This window comes from Bradyrhizobium cenepequi (genome assembly GCF_020329485.1).
In the GTDB taxonomy this organism is placed as follows: domain Bacteria; phylum Pseudomonadota; class Alphaproteobacteria; order Rhizobiales; family Xanthobacteraceae; genus Bradyrhizobium; species Bradyrhizobium cenepequi.
Genome location: NZ_JAGKJI010000035.1, coordinates 60,468 through 76,781 on the forward strand (window position 1 = coordinate 60,468; position 16,314 = coordinate 76,781).

Consider the following 16,314-nt stretch of genomic DNA (forward strand, 5'->3'; position numbering starts at 1 on the left):
GATGCAGCCCGCTCGCGCCGCCGATACGTCACCGTTGTTCCAGGCCATCAACGTCTCGAAATCCTTTGGCGCGTTCAAGGCGCTCAGCAATGTCTCCCTCCATGTCAACGACGGCGAGTTCATCTCGATCGTCGGGCCGAACGGGGCCGGCAAAACGACGCTAGTCAACGTTGCGACCGGCCTGCTGCGGCCTACGGCCGGCGAGGTGCGCTTCATGGGCCGCGATATCGCCGGCGTCGGGCCGGTCGAACTCGCAAGGCGCGGCATGTCGCGCGCCTTTCAACTGGTCAACATCTTCCCGGCGCTGACAGTGCGTGAAACGCTGGCGGTTGCGGTCGCCTCCCGCCTGTGCCGCGTCGGCAATCCGTTCCGCTCGCTGCGGCGCGATGACGTGCTGCAGGCCGATGCCGAACGCATTGCCGAAGTGCTCGGGCTGCGCGCCAGACTTGAAACGATTGCCTCGACGCTGTCGCAGGGCGAGAAGAAACTGCTGGATATCGCCAGCGCCTTTGCACTCAAACCGTCGGTCATCCTGCTGGACGAGCCGACCAGCGGCGTATCGACCGGCGACAAGCACTCGATCATGGAAGTTCTGGTGTCGGCGGCGAAGGCGGCCGGTGTGCGCGGCATTGTCCAGGTCGAGCACGATATGGATCTGGTCGAACGGTACTCGCATCGCATTGTTGCGCTGCAGGAAGGCCGCGTGTTGGCCGATATGCCGCCAAAGGAATTCTTCGCCGATCCCACCATGCTCGCGGCGGTGGTCGGAACGCGCCCGCAAACCCTGAGAAAGGCGCATTGATGCTGGACCTGTCGAACCTGAAAGTCGACATCGAGGGTAGCCGCATCCTCAACGGCATTGGCCTGTCGGTGGCCGCGGGTGAGCTGGTTTGCCTGGTCGGGCGAAACGGTGCCGGCAAGACCACGACATTTCGCAGCATCATGGGATATCGCCGCGCGCGGTCGGGCAGCATAAGCTTCGAGGGCGCCGACCTGACAAAGCTGCCGACCTGGCGGATCGCGCAGCGCGGCATCGGCTTTTCACCGGAGGAATCGGAAGTCTACACCGACCTGACCGTGGCCGAGAATCTCGAGCTCTCGACCTGGACACGGCCGACCGGGCGGGCGGCCACTGCCCGCATCGAGGAGGCCTACACGGTGTTTCCAAAGCTGCGGCAGTATCTGGCGCGCGGCGGCGGGCAGTTGTCCGGCGGCGAGCGCAAGATGGTGTCGATCGCCCGTGCGCTGACGCTCGACCCGAAGCTGCTGCTGCTCGACGAGCCGTTCGAGGGGCTGTCGCCGGCGATCATTCCACTGATTGCCGAGGGCATCGGTTCGATCCGGGCAATGGGGAAGGGCGTGTTGATGGCCGAATCCAATGTCCACCATATTCCCGATTATGTTGACCGGATCTATGTTCTGGAGCGCGGCGAGATGATGTTCTCGGGAACGTTGGCGCAGGCCCATCGTGACCGCGATGTCATGCGGGTGATTGCAGGCCAGATCGAGGTCGTCTCGTGACGCCGCCAATCCTGGAAGATGGGAGAGCAGCATGAAGCACTATGTCGGAGACCGGACCATCGACGGGGTCAAGGTGACCGTCGATGGCGCACCGCTTGATCCCTGTACTGGCGTCAAGGAGTTCACAAAGAACGGTTTTGAGTGGAGCTATGAGGGACCGGAGCCGCGCCAGCTCGCGCTGGCCCTGTTGGTCAATCATCTCGGCGACACGAGTAAGGCTATGGCGTCCGTCGAGCCCTTCATGCAGGCTGTCGTGGCGAACTTCGGAAACGAGTGGGAAATGACCTCAGCCGACATCGATGAAGCCCTCGCCGCGCTTCCCGGCAAGGCGGTGGCCTGATGGCCCTGCAATATCGCGCCGCGGTTCTCCATGCCGCGCAGACACCGATGTCGATCGAGACCGTTTCGGCCAAGGCATTGCAGCCAAATGACGTACTGGTCCGGATCCGCGCCGCCGGACTGTGCCATACCGATCTCGAAGTGATCGAGGGATCGCTGCGCTATCCCTTGCCGATCGTGCTCGGGCACGAGGCCGCCGGCGTCGTCGAGCAGGTCGGTTCCGCCGCACGCGGCGTGAAGGTCGGCGATCACGTGGTGCTGTCGTGGAATCCGCATTGCGGACACTGCTTTTACTGCGACCGTGACACGCCGATCCTTTGCGAGCAATATCTCGGCGAGGGGCCGAAGGGCGTTGCGTTCGATGGCGGCGCCCGCACCACGCTCGCCGACGGACGGCAATTGCAGCAGTTGATGTTTCTGGGCTCGTTCGGCGAATATTGTGTCGTGTCGGATCAGCAGGCGATTGCCGTTCCGAAGGAGATCCCGTTCGACCGTGCTTGCCTGATCGGTTGCGGCGTCATGACTGGCGCCGGCGCGGCGCTCAATCTTGGTGCGATCGCGCATGGCGATACCGTGATGGTGATCGGCTGCGGTGCGGTGGGGCTGGCTGCGGTGCAGGGTGCGCGGCTCGCCGGCGCGGGCGCGATCATCGCCGTCGATATCGATCCGGCGAAGCTGGAGCTTGCTGCGCGGATGGGTGCGACACGGGGCGTGGATGCATCGAAGGAGGATGCAGTCGCTGCTGCCAGGCGCGAGACCGGCGGGCGCGGCGCCGACGTCGTGATCGAGTCGGCCGGAAGCGCTTCGGCGTTCAGGGTGACGCCCGAGGCGGTGCGGCCTGGCGGCCAGATCATCTGGCTCGGCAAGATCGACGTCAACAAGGACGTCTCGTTTCGTTGGGGCTCGCTGATGCAGGAAAAGCGTATCCGCCGCGTCAGCTACGGCAATGCGCGTCCGCGGCGTGATTTTCCATTGTTGGCGCGCGCCTATCTCGATGGCGAGCTCATGCTGGACGAGTTGATTTCCCGCCATATCACGCTCGACGAAATCAACGAGGGTTTTGCGGCTCTGAAACGCGGCGAAACCATTCGCAGCGCTATCACCTTCGATTGACGAGCATCACGCGTCGAGGGTCTTGCGGGCAAAGTCCTCGATGTAATCAATCAGGCGGTCCGATGCAGCCGCGGCCGCCTTCGCCTTTTTCTGCGCAACCGCATTGGCCACGGCGGCGTGCAATTTCGCGGCAAGCGGCAGGTCCGCGACTTGCTGGTAGTGCTGGTACCAGAAGCGGCGCGACAGGGCATTCATCAATCCCATGGACCGCCGCGCGAACTCGTTTCGTGCCACCGTCGCAATCAGGATATTGAAGCGCTGATCAAGGCGCATGAATGCGATGTCGTCGGCTTTATCTGCAGCCGTCAGCATCGCTTCCGCCATCTGGGCGAATTCGCGACGCTCCTCCGGTGTGGCCCGCTCGGCGGCGAGACTGGCCATCAAGCGCTCCAGTTCGCGCCGGACTTCGAGAAGCCGCAGCTGTAGCCTCAGATTGATCTCGGAGACCATGATCCCGCGCCGGGGCATGATCACGACAAGGCCATCCCTGGCGAGACGCTGCAAAGCTTCGCGAATTGGGGTTCGCCCTATCTTGAGACGCACCGATAGCGCCTGTTCCGACAACACGGTCCCCGGCAACAATCGCAGCGTCACGATCATCTCTTCAAGCTCGCGATAGGCGCGGTCGGTGAGCGTGCCGTCCGGTTGTTCTTTGGTCGCGGGTCGTCGCTTCGTTGGCTTTCTGGAATTCAATGAATCCTCGGATCTCTGGCTACCTGGGCCGGATATTTACTGCAGCAAACTGATCCCAAATGTATATTGGTCGTATATCATGGAGCAATAGGAGGTAGCGGGAGCACCGCCCAAGAATAGCGGTTTGTACGAAACCGATGCCGCGGCCCGCCGCGAGGCTGCTGCTTGACGGCTATCGGGCGACATCGACGGAAAAGCCGATCCTCTCGAGCATCAGCGCCGCTCAAGAGTATGCAGTTTGGCATGCTCCAGGAGAGCACTGACGCCAGTTCTCGAAAGGATGTGAGTCGGCTGATTAACAAAGAAAGAAAATGGGATCAGCCGGCGACTGACAATGAAAGTCAGTCCAACGACTGGTAAGCAAATATACGAAGCTCATCAGTTTGGGGGCATGGGCCCGGCCGTTCGCGGTATGAGCGGTTATGGATGGGTGAGGCGCGCTCTAGCATCTGTCATGGGCCGCCGTGCCATAACCTCTGATTTGCGAAAACAAGGCACACAGGTCCTCGCGGGCACCCGCGCCTAAACCGGCTGTTGGGCGAGCTGCAGACTAGCTTCGTGCGCCACTTCCGAGTTGACCGAAGCGGACGTTTAGACTTCCGAACAGTAGACCAGATTAGGACTTTCTACGCAGCCTTGCGCGATTGAAGCCTGTACGGAGAAATGGAAGTCTGGGCCGTAACAAACGACGAAGTGAATATTCAGCGATGCTGCGCAGCCATTATGGACCAACTTCATCAAATGCCAATCGGAATTGAGCCTTCAATCGTGTAAAAATTGCCCGCGCAAAATAGCGATGCCGGAAGAATTCGGCGCTTAGCATTCATTGCTCCCGCCGATTCTGAGCAGCATTCGGCGGATCAACTCGATCGAAGCTTAAGCAACTGGCGCCATAACGGGCCGCCTGCCGCTGCTCTTTTGACCGGAGTACGACAGACAATGAGCATCCTCACAGCCTCTGCCGCGACCACCAATTGGAGCAAGCCGCTGCCGCATCAGACGTCCTACGGGTTTCCGTGCCTCGCTTACGACCAGATGTGGCTGTGCTTCGACCAGATTGTCTACGGCTATGATCGGGTGACCGGTGCGCTGCAATATCAATTGACCGGATTCAACGGCAACGCGCGTGCGGTGCAGCCATTCGACGGCGGGCTTATGGTTGTGAGCACCGACGGGAATGTCTACAAGGCGGATATCGCGGGACATGCCGCGCCACGCGCGATTGGCCGGTACAACACCGACCCCGGCTGGGTGCAGTCGCAATCGGGATCCGTTTATCTCTTCGCCCAAAGGACAGGCCTTTGGCGCGTCGCGCCGATAAACGGCGGACAGGTCATCGGCGACGTTGCCAATCCAGCGATCCGTGACTTCCCGGTCCTGGCGCCCGGGGCCGCGCTGGTGGCGCGCACGCCGAACTTCATCGACGTGATCGATCCGCTGACGCTCGCGGTCCGCAGCACGATCACCGTTCCGGGCCTGACCATTGGCAAGTTCGTCGGCGGGGCGTCCAACGGACCTGTGACGTTCTTCGTTCTCAACGACACCGCGGTGATCGCGCTGGATTCCGCGTTGAAAAGCGTTGCATGGCGCGTCGACGTCAACGCGAAGCTGACCTATGCGGCTGCCGCCGATCCGAAATACTGCTATGCGGGCACGACCGACGGTCGGATCTTCGTCTTCGACGCCGTCACCGGCAAGGCGGTGCGGCAAATGCAGCTCGGCTCGGGCTCGGTCGAGCGGATATTCCAGGACGACGGGCTTGTCTACGCCGTCTGCACCGAGAATAACGGCCGCGACACCTTCATCTACGCGGTCGATCCGCAGACGGGCACCGTGGTCAAACATAAGACCGGCCTCTATGGCTACATCGTCGGCGTCGACAACGGCGTCGTCTACTACACTGACGAGGACACCGTCAGCGCCGTGCGCCTCGCCGATATCGTGCGCGAGTTCTACGCCGAGTCCGTGCTGGTGCAGGATCTCGCCTTTGCGGGTCGGAAGGCAGAAAAAAAGCCTGCGATCCACTCCGAAATCACCCTCTACGACCGCAATGGCAGTCCATGGGCGATGCAGACGGTGATGGTCGGCTGCACGAGCCCGATCACGATCGAGAGCGGCGGCACGTCCTACAAGGTCGACACCAAGACCACCGCGGCACTCAAGACCGACGGCAGCGGAAAGCTGCGCATCGGCATGCCGGCCGGAGACGTCGACTCCAAGGGAGTCTTCCGCAGCGGACTGACGAGCCCAGCCCTGACATTGTTCACGAGTTTCATGGACCCCGACGACCGGGTTCTCGTTCGGCCCGATGCACAACTGCATGACGAATTGGGTAAGGTGACCCAGTCGCGCCTGCAAAACGCCAAAGGCTATGACGGCAATCTCATTGTCGCGGACAAATACCGCAACGACAGCAAGGTCATGGCCAACGTCGCCGGCATGATCGGCGCTACCACCAGCATGGTCAAGGATTCTCTTGAGAACAGAAAGATGCTGCTGGCGGCGTCCGGCAAGCGCTACCTCGCGCCTGGCTGCGACATGGGCACCATCTGCTGCTGCAAGGCCGGCGACTACGCCTGCAAGCTCGTCTGCAACAAGGCGTTCGCCTTCGATCTTGATCCCACGCGCTCGACTTTCGCCTATCTCGGGACCAAGGACCAGATCGAGCGCTGGCTCAAGGACCACCCGGTGAGCCACGAAAGCATGCTGATGTCGTGGGGCGATCTATGGGACGCCTTGAAAAGCGGCGCCGCCAAAATCAAGAACGCCATCGTCTATGCCGCCAAGCAGATCGAGGACAAAGCCAAGGACGTGGTCAAGACTGTCGTGACGGCGGTCATCAACGGCATCGAGCGGACGATGGACTTCATCGTCGATACGGTCGAGCACGCGATTGGCATCATCCATGGCATCTTCAACGAGATCGTCGGCGCCATCGACAAGGTGCTGCAGAGCCTGAGCCTGATTTTCAACTGGACGGCGATCGTCGATCTCAAGAACGAGATCAAGGCGAAGGTCGAACAATCCTTCGATCGGTTGCTCAAGCCGCAGACCCCGGGCGGCAAGAGCCTGCTCACGCAGGCGCGGGAGAGGGGCGACCGGGCCTTCCTCGAGTTGCGCGGCAAGCTCGACCGCGCATTCGACGACCTCAACGGCCTCATCGGCAAGGATTCGGGAGCGTCCGTGCAGAGCCGCAATGCCGGCAAGAACAATCCGGCCAAAGGCGGGGCGACCTCAAACTGGCTGCAGTCTAAGATGAGCGACAATCTGCTCAGCGATCAGGCCATGCAGGCGCATGGGCTGTCAGCGGCTGCGCCCGGCGCGGCGGTCGCAATCCCCGAGTTCACTCTGCCGGGCGGCCTTCAGAGCGAGATATCGCGGTTCCTCGACGACCTTCAATCGAAGGTTACCGGTGACGTCAGCCAAACCATCGAGCGGCTCAAGAGCGCGCTAGACACCGCGAACAGCGATCTCTTCTCCCAGAGCTTCCGATTCTTCCTGGAGCTCGTGCGCGGCACTCTGCGTGTCGGCCTTCACGTCGTGAGCGCGGTGTTCGACACCGCGATGCGCCTGCTGGAGCAGTTGCTGGCATCCGCATGGTCGTACATTCGGGATAATCCCATCACGATCCCGTTCGTGTCCGACCTCTACCGGTCCGTGGCCCGAAGCGAACTGACCGGCCTCGACCTGGCCTGCCTGCTGATCGCGCTCCCGGGCTCACTGGCGGTTGCCGCCATCTCCAGCGGCCGCCGCGCGCTCGCCGGGGCGACGCAACTCTCCGGCATCCTCGCCGGCATCGCCCAGGTGGTCTGGTCGCTCGTCGCCGGTACGCTCGGTGCGGTGACCACGATCTTCGTCGATACGATCGACGAATTCACGCCGGCGCGAAAGGGCATCTTCGCCGGCATAAGGGCCTTGCTGATCGCCGCCTTCGGAGGCGTCGCGCGGGGACTGCTGCTGTGGTCGGACCTGGAGACCAATGCCGGTAACGATGAGGCGCTCGAGATCAATACGATCCTCTGGGCCTATCCGACCATGGCAGTTCTCGTGGATGTGGCCGCCGTTCCGATGGGCCTGATCGTCAAACCGGTGTGGGCGTCCAATGGCGCGGCGACGATCGTCTGCGCAACCGGCGTCTGCATGGCCGGCCTGCTCATGCTGTTCGCCTTGGAGAAGAAGGTACAGGCCATCCCGACGATCGTCTTCAACGGCCTAGTGGCCTTGGGGCTGATGATACGGATCGGAACCGTATTCAAGGCGCCGCAGGCCAAGCTCATTGCGGTCGGGCTCACGGCAGTCTTCATCGGAGCGTCCGGCGTGGTGAAGATCCTCGACGCCGCCGGGGTGATGGCTGCCGAAGCGCTGCCGTTCGCGTACAAGGAAGCCGTGTAACCAACGACGCGCCGCGCCGCCGCCCGCCCAGAGCGCGTGGTGGCGGCCGACGGGGCATGCTGAACGTCTGTGTCAATTAATCTTTTTCGGATATCGTTTGCGAGTGGGTATCTGAAGGAAAGCGCGACAGCTGCCAGCCCGCAAGACTGTAACTAAGCTCAAGGTACCGCATGTCCGCCTTTGGGCCCCTTTGAGACATGCCGATGGGCTCTGAACTTGTCCGCTTATCGGGGTAGACCGGAAGTGCTCGGCGCACGGTCAGAACGACGCGAATGACCCATGTGCGACATTAGGCGTTCCCCAATAACCCATAACAATGTAGTGTCCGAGCGCGGTCATGCACACTGCTTTGACTTAGAACTGCGAACTGCCAAAAAATCGCGACCTGCCGAAGTCCCCGTTTCTATAATTGGCAGCTTAGTGCCATCGGCAGGCACAACACTTCAAATTATATTAGTTGCGTTCGCCATGGCGCGGCGCCAACCGAAGGGATACACAATGAAAACCCGTCACACCGTAGCTTTATCAATCCTAACAGGGATGGCGATCGGCGCGGTTGCCATTCAGACTCTTCACGCGCAGGCGAAGCCGCCCGTCTATATGGTCGCGATCAATGAAGTCACTAACCCGGACGGCTATAAGAAGGACTATCTGCCGCCTGCTCAGAAATCGATCAAAGAACATGGCGGCGTCTACGTCGCAGCGGGACCGGGAACTATGATCGACGGGACGCTGCCAAAAGGACGTGTTGTTATTCTTCGCTGGGAGAGCATGGAGGCGCTGAAGGGCTGGCGCAATTCACCTGAATATGTGGCCGCCCGAAAGATCGGTGACTCCTATGCGAAGTACAATGTCGTCGCTGTGGATGGCGTGAAGCAGTAGTCCGTTTCGCAACGCGATAGAGGCGCCATCAGTTGGCGGCCTCTTTCATTTCAAAATAAGCCTGCAATGTCGCCCATTGGCCCATCAGCGACGTGGCGGCACGCTTCGTTGAGGTCCGCTCAGTGTGGCATGGCGGACTAGATTTGCTGACGTTGAGTTCTTCGCATTTTGACCCGTCTCGGACCTCCAGCCGTGTCGGCTTTCCCGCCAGCTACTAAGGGCATAGCGGACACCAAACGTGCCTTGAACCGCGGCGCCCCGATATGGCGGCAGAGCTGCGGGAAGCGGCAGAGCACAAGGGCCCATAAAGGCGCAGCCCTAATTCTTCTAGGTTATTGCTCTCGGCCTCCTCCGTTGCCTAATCTTCCCGGTGCAGGGAGGAAAATCCCAATGAAGGACATGCAGGCGCACTTGGAGAAGCTTCGGAATGAAGCCGAGGAGTGCGAGTTAATCAGCAAGCTCGCGACCGACTCGAACAAGAAAGCGTTGTTTGCCAGGCTTGCTGTACTCCAGCGAGCATTGGTTAAGGAGCTGGAACAAGCCATAGCGGCTTCCTCCTAAGACCCAAGCGATTGAATCCGCAGGGGTCGCAACAGAAGGCCCTGTACGACGTCTAGATTTTTGCGCAGCACGGCACGGTTTTAACTGCCATCGGTCCGACAGCTGTGCTCTCATGGCTACGCGACCTCTCGCTGACCTACCTCAGCCCCCAAGCCCCGGTCGGCCGAGAGGGAGCGCGCCCCGGCGTTGATCTCCACGATCGCGCCTGGGCACGATCGCGCTGGTCGCCTCGTATGAGTTGAGTGACAACCATGGTGCACAACCTCGTAGCCGGATTGGTCGTGGTGGCTTTCATTGTCATGGGCGTGCTTGCGTACGCCCAGAAACATGAAGGCTGCTTGCACGGGCGCTCGCTCCAAACCTTCAAGCCCTGCGGATCGGTCAGCGCTGAAATGTAGCGCTGGCGGCCGGCCAGTGGAGCGCGGCGTGTCTGGATCCCATCACGTAGGGCGAGGTGCGTGGAGATACCAACCGAGGGGCGTCGACGATGACGGGCGGCCGCAGTGGCGTTTCGAAACTCGCTGCCTTGGCCAGTGCCACCGATGGCGCGGCGATCAGGGCTCGCGAGAATGAGAGCAGTAAGCAACTTGTGCGTTCGCATAGGGAGTTCCGGTGAAGGAGTTACTTTGCAAATCAATGTAGGGAGCGCGTACGAAAGTGACCGCGTCGGCGCTTGCATGACTGATGTGACGTGCTGCTCGACCGAACCGCAACGAACCGACTGCAGCGCTGCTTGGGAAACCTCCGAAATGGATGACCGAGGCGCAGCTGGACGTCTGACGAACCTTCGAAGCCGAGGCGCGCCGTGGCTGAATTACAGGCATCGTGCTTTGGTCGAAGATCGCCAGCGTCGTGCGCGCACGCCGGGTGACGGGCGAAGAGGTGGGCGTGCAGGCCATGTCGTTGTTGCGATTGTGCCTCGGATCGATGGGTGGGACCCCCGTCGATGCTTCGAAAATTCATTGGGGGCCCGACGAAGAGCCCGACGATCTGCTCGATTGACGCCTTCCAGACACCGCTGACGCCGGCTGTACGCGCGCGGAGGTCTATGGCCCGAAGGAGAGAAGCGATGGACGAAATCCAGACTCGTGATGGAGATGCGAATACGACCAACCTCCGCTCCGATTTCGAGGTTCTCGCGGCGAGAGTTGGGCAACTGGAGACTATTGTCAGTAGCCTCCAGAACCAGATTGCCGAGCTGGAATCAAAGCAGTGCAGCGAGCTCGGATAAAAGTTTGGCAGCTTCCTTTTTGATGGCTGCTTGTACTTGGCTCTCAGGCAAGTCGCCAGGCGTCTCAACGTGCAATGTGCAATTGCATGCAATCGGTTTGCCGCCCCGCCACCCTGAGAAGGAGAGATGAGCCAGCTCATTCTGAGAATCGTAGGTGGCCGAACTTAGTTTCAAATTATCCAGTTGAGCCATGATGGCTTGATCCTTCCCCCAAGCAAAAACCGAGAGCATCCAACCACAATGCAACTTCAACGAAATCTAGACCATCGGAGTATTGACCCATGGTGAACCGTGATGCCTCAGCGCCTTGGCGAACACGTTGGAGATGCCGCATGAGGCCAGACGCAGAGCTATGCGGCCGGCGCGCGGGCGCGAAACTTCGCGCGGCTCGCTGAAGCCGGCCATAATCTAGTGGTCGTTCTATTCTTTCAGCCAACCTTCTTGCCTGAGCGCATTAACAATCTGCGCTCGCACTGCCTCAGCGTTCTGTTTTGAAGGATAAGCGCTTAGCTCGGCCATGGCGGTTTGCCACCACAGGTGATTTCGGAAATCGCTTCCGTCAATATGGTCTTGAACGAACTTCGCTGCTTCGTCAGTATCGCCAATGAAGGCTGGGAATCCTCTTTCTTGCAGTCCTGGAAGGAGCCCGATCGGTTCAAATCTCTTGGCCATAGATTGATCCTTTGGTTCGCTTTTTGAGTGGAGTGACCGCGGTCTGCTCGCACCCGCCTTCGTCGGCTCGGTGAGGTTCTTGGACTCGATGAGCCTTGGCAAAGGCGGCATCTGCCGGCGGGGACGAGTTTCGGCTGGCTGCTCGGGAGCAGGACCGGGTTGATCTAGCTTCTTCGGGCTAACCCGCAGACCAACAAGGCCGGCCACCACCAGTAGGCCCCCCGATATCATCAGCCAATGTGATAGTTCCAGGGGTGCCATCGTGGGGTTCTCTGTAGCGGCCTGTCATTCCGGCGCGTTGGCTTCCTTCGCGGGGAGGGCGGTGATGTAGTTCGCAGCGTCGCGCGGGGAGGCCAGCTTCTTGCCGTTCGGCAGCGCTATTGGTTCTGAAAACCCACTCGACCAAGGCAAGTTCTAACGAACACCTTTGTCGTAGTTGATGGAGGTCCCGGCAACGCCGCGGCGGGCACGTCGCCGCGTAATTGCGATCCGCGCGTCTCGTGCTCTCTTTCGGCGCCTGACACGCGCTCTCGCTTCGGCCTGCTGCACTTGCCTTCTAAGATCGTGAAGTTCCGCAATACGCTGGGTCATCGCCCGGATACGCTTACGCAGAGCGTCGGCTGAAATGCCGCTGCAACCACTCATAAATACCACCTATAAATACTACTAAAACTATATATAAACAGGGGGTTAGTATCATGGATGGCTGCGCTCGCTCAACAAGACTTCTGGCCGAGACATGGTGCTGAGGCGCTGTCCCCATCGTAAATCCAATCCGCTGGCGGTTGATCGGGAATCGGGCGATGCTGCCGCTCGATGTTGGATTTGTGCAAACTGATCCTTGGGTGGTGATCGATCTTTTCCGGTCGCGCGCAACGCTCGAGGCAGAGATTTTGGTGCTGAGGCAGCAAATCAATGTGCTGCGGCGTGCCAATCCCAAGAGACTTCCCTTTGGGTCGATTGACAGATTGATATTGGGAGGCGTCTGCCGGCTGGTTCCCAAGATGTATGATGCGCTGGCAATCGTCCGACCGGACACTGTGATCCGCTGGCATCGCGCCGGTTTCAGAGCGTATTGGCGCTGGAAATCGCGACGCCGCCGCGGTCGGCCGCCAGTGTCGCTGGAAGTTCGCGGGCTGATCCGCGAGATGAGCCTCGCCAACCCGTTGTGGGGAGCGCCGAGACTCCATGGTGAACTGCTCAAGCTCGGCATCGACATTGGCCAGACCAGCGTGGCCAAGTATATGGCGCGGAGGAGGGGACCTCCCTCGCAGGCGTGGAAGACGTTCCTTCGCAATCATGCGGATGGCATTGTCGCGATGGACCTCTTCGTCGTGCCGACGATCTCGTTCCGGCTGCTCTATGGGTTGCTGATCATGGGCCATGGCCGCCGGCAGGTCCTGTGGTTGGGGGTCACCGCGCATCCAACGGCCGAATGGATCGCCAATCAGCTGACCGAGGCGTGTGGCTGGGAGCAGATCCCTCGTTACCTGATCAGGGACCGCGATGGCGCCTACGGCGAGATATTCATACGTCGGGTTAGATCCATCGGTATTCGAGACCGCCCGACGTCACCGCGTTCACCCTGGCAAAACGCCTACGCCGAACGGCTGATCGGCTCGATCCGCAGGGAATGCCTCGATCATATCGTGGTGTTCAGCGAACGCCATTTGCGCCATGTCCTGCTGTGCTACTTGGACTATTATAATGGCACGCGCACTCACTTGTCGTTGAACAAGGACGCGCCGATATCACGGGCCGTCGAGACAGCCGGACGCATTATCTGCCGTCCAATTCTGGGCGGACTGCATCATGAGTATGACAGGATTTGATTCACGGTAGGCACAGGCGTCAAACCGCTCATGCGCGAAGGGGTCTCGTACCTGAAGTGCGCGTAAATCCGACCGCACAAGGCATCGTTCTAACGCTCGACTCGTGGATCACGATGTCTAGGCAACTGAGGGTGAAAGTAATTGCCGCCGCGAACGCATTCGCCGATGCGGACCCAGACATTGCCGCCATTGATCGTCGGAAGGTAGTGTTCTGCTCCATCGAAGACCTTGAGGAAATACTTAGTGAGACCGATGAAGCTGGATTTTTGGCCACACTGTCGGCGGCGGCAGAAGAAAAATTTGACGGATGGCTGCTTTCTTCAGTGCATCGCGAATTGGTCGAACAGGCAGGTAAAGAACAATCGACGCGACGCTTCCCCTTTGATTTAGGAGATGTGCTGCCATGGTGGTCAATGATTGCCGCTCTGCGTGCAGAGAGGGGGGCGGCTATCGCGCCCGCATCGCAGGATGTTGGTGAGCAATGATTTTCATCGAACACGCTCCCCGTCGCTAATGGAGCATTTGGTGCGGGGCAAGTCGTCAAGCTTCAACTCTGCCGAATGCCAACCGCGCGGGACGCGATCGGGCGGCACGACACAGTAAACGAGAATGGTTTTGAAGCCGGCGGCCTTCGCGTCGGCGGCCCGCCGCTTGTCCAATAGCGCAATCTCGGATTTGGGCTTCTTCCGCCAAGGCATGGCGCGACGATGCGCCCGGCGCCGCGCGCGAGTCGAATGCCGCAACCCGTTGCGTCCAGAACGGTGGCCAACCGCAACCGATGGAAGATGTGGAAAAAGGGCGAGCGAATCGCTTGCGCGGCAATCCGCGTCGCCTGCGTTTCGCCGCCGTTAACGTCAGGTCCGGAACCAGAAGCGGACGTAGAATACAGGTCGCAGTTTGACCCCTCAACCGACACCCGATCGGACATCTGCCCGGGAAAGGTTCCGAGGTTTCCCGGGATCCGTTTTCAGGGATTTCCATGTCCTTATCACGCGAGCTTAGATTCAGTATCTACCGCTTGGTCCGGATCGAAGCCTCGGTCCTGGCCGGTTCGCCTGATGCCACAAGCGTGTATTCAACGCGCTGCCCCGTGTTGAAAGCTGCTGCTCTAACAAAGGAGCGCACGAACAGATCAGGACCACCGTCGTCTGGTTTAATGAAGCCGCAGTGATGCTTGGGGTCGAACCAGATGACGATCCCTATGCCGCTCTTCGATATTGCCGTTTGCCCGATCATGCCCCGAGTATAGCAGGGCCTGCGCGATGACTTCATTCCGATTCGGAATAGTTCTAAACTAAACAGGTTAACATCGGGAGTGCATCATGCAGAGCGACCCAAAGGTCATTGAATATCTGAACAAGGGCCTGCGCCACGAGCTCACTGCGATCAACCAGTATTGGCTGCATTACCGCTTTCTGCGGAACTGGGGTCTGCTGGAGATGGCCAAGGTTTGGCGAAAGGAATCGATCGAGGAGATGAACCATGCCGATCGCATCACCGATCGGATCATTTTCCTCGACGGATTTCCAAACATGCAGGTGCTCGATCCCTTACGGATCGGCCAGAACGTCAAGGAAATCATCGAGGGTGATCTCGCGCTCGAGATCAGCGCCCGTTCGCTCTATGAAGAGGCGGCGACCCACTGCCACAGCGTCCGGGATTATGTCTCGCGGGACCTGTTTGAGGATCTGATGAAGGACGAAGAACATCACATCGACTTCCTGGAGACACAGCTCGACCTGATCGGACGGATCGGACTCGAGCTCTACACGCAGAGTCATGTCGGCGGACTCGAAAGCGAGCATTAGCTTTGCTCCCCCTCGAATTGGCACGCTGCTTCTCGGCATCAGTTGATGGTCTTGAGGCGCAGATCGCGCGGTCGCGTTCAACTCACGAACCTTGATCGATGGTTCTTTATCCAGCTGTATGGGTGGTTTCCGGCAATCCTGCAGGTTCTCACAATCATCCGGCCCGAGACGCTCGTGCGTTGGCACAGAGCCGGATTCCGCGGCTACTGGCGTTGGAGGTCGCGCCCACGGGGAGGGCGACTGCAGATCGCAACGGCGCTGCGCGCGTTGATCCGGCGGATCAGCGTCGAAAATCCGCTGTGGGGCGCGCCACGCATCCACGGCGAACTGCTCAAGCTTGGGTTTGAAGTCGCGCAGTCGAGCGTCGCCAAGTACATGGTCAAACGGCGTGGGCGCCCCACCAGGGGTGGCGGACCTTCTTGCATAACCACGCGCCAGACATTGCTGCACTGGACTTGTTCGTTGTCCCGACAATTGGCTTCAAACTGCTCTATGCCTTCGTCATCGTTCGGCTAGACCGCAGAGATCTTGTCTGGGTCAACGTCGCCGCACATCCAACCGCCGAATGGGTCGCGCGTCAAATAACCGAGGCATTCCCCTGGAACGAGGCTCCGGGCTACATGATCCGAGACCGGGATTGCATCTACGGTGTGGTCGTCACACGCCGACTGCGTGCCATGGGCATTCGAGACAAGCCGACCGCACCGGCCTCACCCTGGCAGAACGGCTTTGTCGAACGGCTGATCGGATCGATCCGGCGTGAATGTGTGGACCACATCCTGGGCGAGGCACATCTGCGCCGGATTTTGAAATCTTACCTTCGCTACTGCAATGAGACGCGGATGCACTCGGCCGTGGACAAGGATGCGCCGGATTCTCGCCCAGTTCAGCGAACCGGTGTGGTCAGGTCACTTGCCATCTTGGGCGGACTTCATCACCACTACGCCCGAGCTTAAGTTTTCGGTACACACAGCGGCAGCGGGTTTAGAAGTCTCTGCAGATGCGGCTGGTGGCATTCCTCGCTACGGCATCAGGCGGCGTGGCGGCAATAACGATCGTCTATCGACTCTATGGCAAGAGGTGATTTCCCTCGCCGGCATTGCAAGGTCATTCTCGTCAAGCGGTGGATTGTCATGTTTGACACGAACAGGAACTACCGTGAAGATTCAAGTCCGCAGCCTCGCGATTGCGTTCGCAATTGCTGTTTCTATCACAGTGGCCGCCACGGCCAAATCGCCTGTTGCGCCGATCAATACCAGCCGTGACGACG

The 16,314-nt window shown here is 60.0% G+C and carries 15 protein-coding genes; 11 read left to right on the forward strand and 4 right to left on the reverse strand.

Annotated features, from left to right (window positions below; genetic code table 11):
* The first annotated feature begins 1 nt into the window (after nucleotide 1).
* The 4 genes from J6497_RS28745 to J6497_RS28760 are packed head-to-tail and all read left to right on the forward strand — an operon-like array spanning nucleotide 2 to nucleotide 2,973.
* Entirely contained in the window at nucleotides 2-802 is an 801-nt protein-coding gene (locus J6497_RS28745) for an ABC transporter ATP-binding protein (protein WP_225707628.1), read from the forward strand.
* Nucleotides 802-1,521 carry an ABC transporter ATP-binding protein gene (locus J6497_RS28750; RefSeq protein ID WP_225707629.1) on the forward strand — a complete coding sequence of 240 codons (720 nt, stop codon included), beginning with the start codon at nucleotides 802-804 and terminating at the stop codon, nucleotides 1,519-1,521. The genes J6497_RS28745 and J6497_RS28750 overlap by 1 nt, the downstream gene beginning before the upstream one ends.
* A gap of 31 nt (nucleotides 1,522-1,552) precedes the next feature.
* Nucleotides 1,553-1,861, forward strand: coding sequence for a DUF6166 domain-containing protein (locus J6497_RS28755; protein WP_225707630.1), 309 nt, complete (start codon nucleotides 1,553-1,555; stop codon nucleotides 1,859-1,861).
* Nucleotides 1,861-2,973, forward strand: coding sequence for a Zn-dependent alcohol dehydrogenase (locus J6497_RS28760; RefSeq protein ID WP_225707631.1), 1,113 nt, complete (start codon nucleotides 1,861-1,863; stop codon nucleotides 2,971-2,973). The genes J6497_RS28755 and J6497_RS28760 overlap by 1 nt, the downstream gene beginning before the upstream one ends.
* A gap of 6 nt (nucleotides 2,974-2,979) precedes the next feature.
* On the opposite strand, the gene J6497_RS28765 is transcribed toward J6497_RS28760, so the two are convergent.
* Nucleotides 2,980-3,666, reverse strand: coding sequence for a GntR family transcriptional regulator (locus J6497_RS28765; RefSeq protein WP_225707632.1), 687 nt, complete (start codon nucleotides 3,664-3,666; stop codon nucleotides 2,980-2,982).
* 939 nt (nucleotides 3,667-4,605) lie between these two features.
* On the opposite strand from J6497_RS28765, the gene J6497_RS28770 reads away from it, so the two are divergent.
* From J6497_RS28770 to J6497_RS28780, 3 genes are all read left to right on the forward strand, one after another.
* Entirely contained in the window at nucleotides 4,606-8,058 is a 3,453-nt protein-coding gene (locus J6497_RS28770; RefSeq protein WP_225707633.1) for a YncE family protein, read from the forward strand.
* 498 nt (nucleotides 8,059-8,556) lie between these two features.
* Nucleotides 8,557-8,940, forward strand: a complete 384-nt coding sequence (locus J6497_RS28775) for a DUF1330 domain-containing protein (protein ID WP_225707634.1) — start codon at nucleotides 8,557-8,559, stop codon at nucleotides 8,938-8,940.
* Between the two features lie 390 nt (nucleotides 8,941-9,330).
* A complete protein-coding gene (locus tag J6497_RS28780; protein ID WP_225707635.1) occupies nucleotides 9,331-9,501 on the forward strand; it encodes a hypothetical protein in 171 nt (56 codons plus the stop codon).
* A 1,204-nt stretch (nucleotides 9,502-10,705) separates the two neighbouring features.
* Here J6497_RS28780 and J6497_RS28785 read toward each other — a convergent pair.
* Together J6497_RS28785 and J6497_RS28790 are read right to left on the reverse strand one after the other, a co-directional pair.
* Nucleotides 10,706-10,924, reverse strand: a complete 219-nt coding sequence (locus J6497_RS28785) for a hypothetical protein (protein WP_225707636.1) — start codon at nucleotides 10,922-10,924, stop codon at nucleotides 10,706-10,708.
* A gap of 228 nt (nucleotides 10,925-11,152) precedes the next feature.
* Complete coding sequence (locus J6497_RS28790; protein ID WP_225707637.1) at nucleotides 11,153-11,404, reverse strand: hypothetical protein; 252 nt, start codon at nucleotides 11,402-11,404, stop codon at nucleotides 11,153-11,155.
* Nucleotides 11,405-12,207: 803 nt separating this feature from the next.
* On the opposite strand from J6497_RS28790, the gene J6497_RS28795 reads away from it, so the two are divergent.
* Both J6497_RS28795 and J6497_RS28800 read left to right on the forward strand, forming a co-directional pair.
* Nucleotides 12,208-13,236, forward strand: coding sequence for an integrase core domain-containing protein (locus J6497_RS28795; protein WP_225707638.1), 1,029 nt, complete (start codon nucleotides 12,208-12,210; stop codon nucleotides 13,234-13,236).
* 131 nt (nucleotides 13,237-13,367) lie between these two features.
* Nucleotides 13,368-13,721: a hypothetical protein gene (locus J6497_RS28800; protein ID WP_225707639.1), complete on the forward strand. Its 354-nt coding sequence runs from the start codon at nucleotides 13,368-13,370 to the stop codon at nucleotides 13,719-13,721.
* Between the two features lie 526 nt (nucleotides 13,722-14,247).
* On the opposite strand, the gene J6497_RS42100 is transcribed toward J6497_RS28800, so the two are convergent.
* Nucleotides 14,248-14,508, reverse strand: a complete 261-nt coding sequence (locus J6497_RS42100) for a cold-shock protein (protein ID WP_376708281.1) — start codon at nucleotides 14,506-14,508, stop codon at nucleotides 14,248-14,250.
* Between the two features lie 50 nt (nucleotides 14,509-14,558).
* On the opposite strand from J6497_RS42100, the gene bfr reads away from it, so the two are divergent.
* Both bfr and J6497_RS28815 read left to right on the forward strand, forming a co-directional pair.
* Nucleotides 14,559-15,044: a bacterioferritin gene (gene bfr, locus J6497_RS28810; RefSeq protein WP_225707641.1), complete on the forward strand. Its 486-nt coding sequence runs from the start codon at nucleotides 14,559-14,561 to the stop codon at nucleotides 15,042-15,044.
* 419 nt (nucleotides 15,045-15,463) lie between these two features.
* Complete coding sequence (locus tag J6497_RS28815) at nucleotides 15,464-16,000, forward strand: integrase core domain-containing protein (protein ID WP_225707642.1); 537 nt, start codon at nucleotides 15,464-15,466, stop codon at nucleotides 15,998-16,000.
* Nucleotides 16,001-16,314 lie beyond the last annotated feature (314 nt).

Excerpts from the sequence above, each read along its gene's own strand:
- J6497_RS28745 (WP_225707628.1), top strand. The coding sequence starts at position 2 with ATGCAGCCCGCTCGCGCCGCCGATACGTCACCGTTGTTCCAGGCCATC.
- J6497_RS28750 (WP_225707629.1), top strand. The coding sequence starts at position 802 with ATGCTGGACCTGTCGAACCTGAAAGTCGACATCGAGGGTAGCCGCATC.
- J6497_RS28755 (WP_225707630.1), top strand. The coding sequence starts at position 1,553 with ATGAAGCACTATGTCGGAGACCGGACCATCGACGGGGTCAAGGTGACC.
- J6497_RS28760 (WP_225707631.1), top strand. The coding sequence starts at position 1,861 with ATGGCCCTGCAATATCGCGCCGCGGTTCTCCATGCCGCGCAGACACCG.
- J6497_RS28770 (WP_225707633.1), top strand. The coding sequence starts at position 4,606 with ATGAGCATCCTCACAGCCTCTGCCGCGACCACCAATTGGAGCAAGCCG.
- J6497_RS28775 (WP_225707634.1), top strand. The coding sequence starts at position 8,557 with ATGAAAACCCGTCACACCGTAGCTTTATCAATCCTAACAGGGATGGCG.
- J6497_RS28780 (WP_225707635.1), top strand. The coding sequence starts at position 9,331 with ATGAAGGACATGCAGGCGCACTTGGAGAAGCTTCGGAATGAAGCCGAG.
- J6497_RS28785 (WP_225707636.1), bottom strand. The coding sequence starts at position 10,924 with ATGGCTCAACTGGATAATTTGAAACTAAGTTCGGCCACCTACGATTCT.
- J6497_RS28790 (WP_225707637.1), bottom strand. The coding sequence starts at position 11,404 with ATGGCCAAGAGATTTGAACCGATCGGGCTCCTTCCAGGACTGCAAGAA.
- J6497_RS28795 (WP_225707638.1), top strand. The coding sequence starts at position 12,208 with ATGCTGCCGCTCGATGTTGGATTTGTGCAAACTGATCCTTGGGTGGTG.
- J6497_RS42100 (WP_376708281.1), bottom strand. The coding sequence starts at position 14,508 with ATGAAGTCATCGCGCAGGCCCTGCTATACTCGGGGCATGATCGGGCAA.
- bfr (WP_225707641.1), top strand. The coding sequence starts at position 14,559 with ATGCAGAGCGACCCAAAGGTCATTGAATATCTGAACAAGGGCCTGCGC.